The 3,499-nt window shown below is 67.6% G+C and carries 3 protein-coding genes; all 3 read right to left on the reverse strand.

The window, feature by feature from the left end; all coding sequences use genetic code 11:
• Positions 1-458 precede the first annotated feature (458 nt).
• Positions 459-869, reverse strand: a complete 411-nt coding sequence (gene arr / locus JK361_RS40350) for an NAD(+)--rifampin ADP-ribosyltransferase (protein WP_201828176.1) — start codon at positions 867-869, stop codon at positions 459-461.
• A gap of 412 nt (positions 870-1,281) precedes the next feature.
• Positions 1,282-1,878 carry a hypothetical protein gene (locus JK361_RS40355; RefSeq protein ID WP_201828178.1) on the reverse strand — a complete coding sequence of 199 codons (597 nt, stop codon included), beginning with the start codon at positions 1,876-1,878 and terminating at the stop codon, positions 1,282-1,284.
• A 194-nt stretch (positions 1,879-2,072) separates the two neighbouring features.
• Positions 2,073-3,071: a helix-turn-helix domain-containing protein gene (locus tag JK361_RS40360; protein WP_201828180.1), complete on the reverse strand. Its 999-nt coding sequence runs from the start codon at positions 3,069-3,071 to the stop codon at positions 2,073-2,075.
• Between the last annotated feature and the right edge of the window lie 428 nt (positions 3,072-3,499).

The following is a 3,499-nucleotide window of genomic DNA, read 5'->3' on the forward strand; positions in this document are numbered from 1 at the left end:
CTTAGCCCGGGGAGCGGAAGTCAACTGCCGGTGAGAACGATTCCCGACTCGACGGACACCTTCGCATCGTGCGGATCGTCCGGCCCGAGATGCGTGGCCGCATCGCGCTCGCCTGGCGGGCCAGCGGCCCTTCGAGCCCCGCGGCCCGGATTCTCCTCGACCGCCTACGTGAAACCATCCCCAACCCTCACAACTCCTAGCGTCGGTCTCTCTGGTGAGTTGGTCTCAGTTGGTCGGATGTGTCTGTCCGATCAGTGATCAGTGATCAGTGATGCGATGGGGAGCGGATCGAGCCGCTGGTGCCGGCCGATCCGGTCCGTGGACGGGCGATGAGCCGACCACCGTCGCACCCTTGAGGTGCACGGTGAGCGGGGGCTGTCCGGGACGGCTCCGACGCCGTGATCACACCGGGCACAGGAAAAGAACGTCTCGCGTGACCAGCGACTACAGGACGACCTCTAGTTGATGATCTCGGCGCGGTCGTCCAGACGGATTGCGGCCAGCCTGTCCCGCCACATCTGGAGAGCTTCGGGTGTCAGTCGCGTCCAGTCGGTGACCTCGCCAACGATCCGGAGCGGTTCCCTGCTGCGATAGGAGCGGGTGGGGTTGCCAGGGAACTTCCGGTCGGTGACGTTGGGATCGTTCTCGAACTTCCCGGTCGGTTCGACGACATACACGCGCGGGGTTCCCTCGCCGGCGGCGAGTTCGGCGGCGAGTCCCGCGCCGTCGCGCAACGCGGTGAAGTAGATGTGGTTCATCACGATTTCGGGCCGGTAGTTGGAACGGAAACCGGCGGTGAGGTGATCTCCGACCTGCAGCTCGGCCTTTGTACCGTGAAAGAACGGTCCCTCGTCCAACACCTGGTCCATCGCCCGAGGTTATCGCAGCAACTGTCGTGACGCCGAGCGGTACACGGATCGGCAACCGGCGGCTCTCCACCTCCCGGGCCGGGCTCGGCTCAAAATGCTGCCCACCCCGACGCACCGCGGGCCGCATCGGATCCCTGGTCTTCTGCCAGGGGTGCCGCCCGCGAAGCGCAGGTTCAGGGTGAGTGCCTGGGCGGCCTGGCCGCGGCGGCGCAGATGACAGCGAGCTGGACGACGGGCTCGAGCAGGGCGGCCCGGACAGCCGAGCAGCTGCGCCGGTGCGCGCCCCCTGCCCCACCACCGAGCGCGACGAAGCAGGATCAGCAGGCACGGTCCTGGCCGGGCCCACTTCGTGCACCGCGCCTGTCATCATGGGACTGGAGGCGGGGACGGCTGTGTCGACTGGCGACTTCGGTCAGCAGTACTTCTTCTTCACCAGGTAGGCCATGCTCTTCTTGCTCACCCGCTCGCCGCAGCGCACGGCGCCGTCTATCGCGGCACCGTAGCTCCTCGCCCGGCCGTGGGCCTGCTGGATCCACTTGGTCCCGCCGTCGCACCGGTACCCGACCCAGTACCCCGAGGCCTTGAGCCTGCCGAGGTAGAAGAAGTACCGGCCCTTCTTCGTCAATGTGTCGGAGACACTGACGCTTCGCGTCGTGGTGTGGCCCTTCTCATGCACGTAGCTGCCGTTGACGTGTGCATCCAAGCTGATCAGGATCCCCTTTACTCCGAACCCTCCGGAAGCCCCTGAGTCGACGCTGCGCCCGGAAGTCAGCGTCTTCGAGTGCTCGAGAGTCTTCGTGATCGTGCGGCTGCCGCCCGTGTACTCCTTCTCGTACCCCTTCACCTTGTGGGTGAGCACCCGGGTCCGACTCGTGGTGACCCAGTCCACCCTGTGACTTCCCGGGTCGCAGATCAGCGGTCCCGCGTTCGCCGTGGTCGCCGGCACGAGAGCCAGCAACGATGCGGTCATCCCCACTGCGGCAGCCGCCGCGGCCAGGCTGTTCCTCACTGCTCATCCCTCCTTGTTGTCACGCTTGTCCGTTGCCGCCTCAAAGCGTGCGATCCCCGGCTGCTCCCCCGGGTCGTCCGGGGGGGGGCAGTTCCGAGGTGCCTAGGTGCCTCAGGCGGTTGGTGTCATCCTCCGGGTCGCGGATGCGGACATGTTGACGCACAGTCCACGCCTGTTTGACGATCTGTCCGCACTCAGTCCGTTGCGAGATCGCCGCCGGCTTCGTGGAGCAGGGCACAGCGACGGTAGTCGCGGGGCGACATGCCGTAGGCCGAGCGGAACGCGCGTGTGAAGACCGCATGGTGCTCGAAGCCCGATCGCACGGCGACGAGATGTACGGGGACGTCGCTCCGGGCGGGGTCGGCGAGCTGTTCGCGGGCGCGCTCCAGACGCAGGTGGCGGATGAGGCCGGCCACCGTGGTTCCGCTGTCCTGGAACAGCCGGTGGAGATGGCTGGTCGAGATGTGGTGCGCGGCGGCGATGGTGGCCGGCGTCAGATCGGGGTCGTGCAGGTGGTTGCGGATGAACGCCTGGACACGCAAGGTCAGGGTCCGCCTCCGGGACTCCGCGGGCAGGCAGTCCATGGCGTCGAGCGCGTTCGCGAACACGGCCGCGAGCAGGTCGACAACGATCGTCTCCAGCCGGGGCACGTCGGCGGCGGTGTACGAACGGGTATCGTCCGTCAGGGTGGTGAGGAAGGCCGCCAGCAGGGCCCCGACGCCCTCCTGTCCCGTCATCCGGTGACCGATCACCCGGTCGAGATCGTCCGAGGACAGGGGCAGGCGTGCTCGGGGCACGTCGACGCTCACGGCGTCCACGACTTCCCCCTGAGGGCCCATGAGGATCTCGAAGGGTCGGGAGGAGTCGTTGGTACGGAGCTCGTACGGGCCGTACAGGGCGTCCGGGCCGCCCACCCGGAAACCTACGGCGCCCCTGGTGATCAGCGAGAGATGGACCACTTCCGGGTCGGAGTGGCGGATGAGCCGCGGTGTCCTCCTGATGGTCTGAGGCGACCAGGCCGAGGACCACACGAGGGCGCCTCCCAGTTGGACGACACGCTGCTGTGCGCGGAAGTCGGAGTCGGGACGGCAGGCCAGGTCCACGGGCGCGTGTATCTGGGACAACTTCTCCCGCCACGCGTCGACCCGGTCGGTCACCGATAAGTCCTCGGTCCTGAACACTGTTTCGATCATCGCTTCTGCCCCCGTCGCAACGTGATGACAACCGGGCCCTGGCGGCCCAGGGCACACCACCAGCATGCCAACGGGCGACGCGGCAGCAAGAGTTGCCCTGCCTGGTGGCCCGCGTACGGTGTGGCGGACTGGTTGTGTGGCGACCACCGGCGCCGTGTGCTCGGTGAGTTCGCCCCCGGCAGCACCGTGGACGGCACCATCGTGGAGAAGAGTTTCCCGGGCCGGTGAAGGTCCTGGGCGAGGGCGTCGACACCGCGCATGCGACTGCGTCCATTTCGCCGGTGTCCGCGGCTCCGTGCCCGACCTCGTCCAGGACGTCGCGGGCTGCGCATGCGGCCGGGTGACGGCAAGGTCGCATCCCTGGAAGGCCGGATCGTGATCGCGTTTCGAGCTGGTGAGAAAAGGTTTTGAGGCAGGCGGCGCCCCGC

Origin of the sequence: Streptomyces musisoli, from assembly GCF_016741855.1 — a bacterium.
GTDB lineage: Bacteria > Actinomycetota > Actinomycetes > Streptomycetales > Streptomycetaceae > Streptomyces > Streptomyces musisoli.

What these genes read in the sequence shown, in the direction of transcription:
- JK361_RS40360 (WP_201828180.1), bottom strand. Translation starts at nt 3,071, where the DNA reads ATGATCGAAACAGTGTTCAGGACCGAGGACTTATCGGTGACCGACCGG.
- arr (WP_201828176.1), bottom strand. Translation starts at nt 869, where the DNA reads ATGGACCAGGTGTTGGACGAGGGACCGTTCTTTCACGGTACAAAGGCC.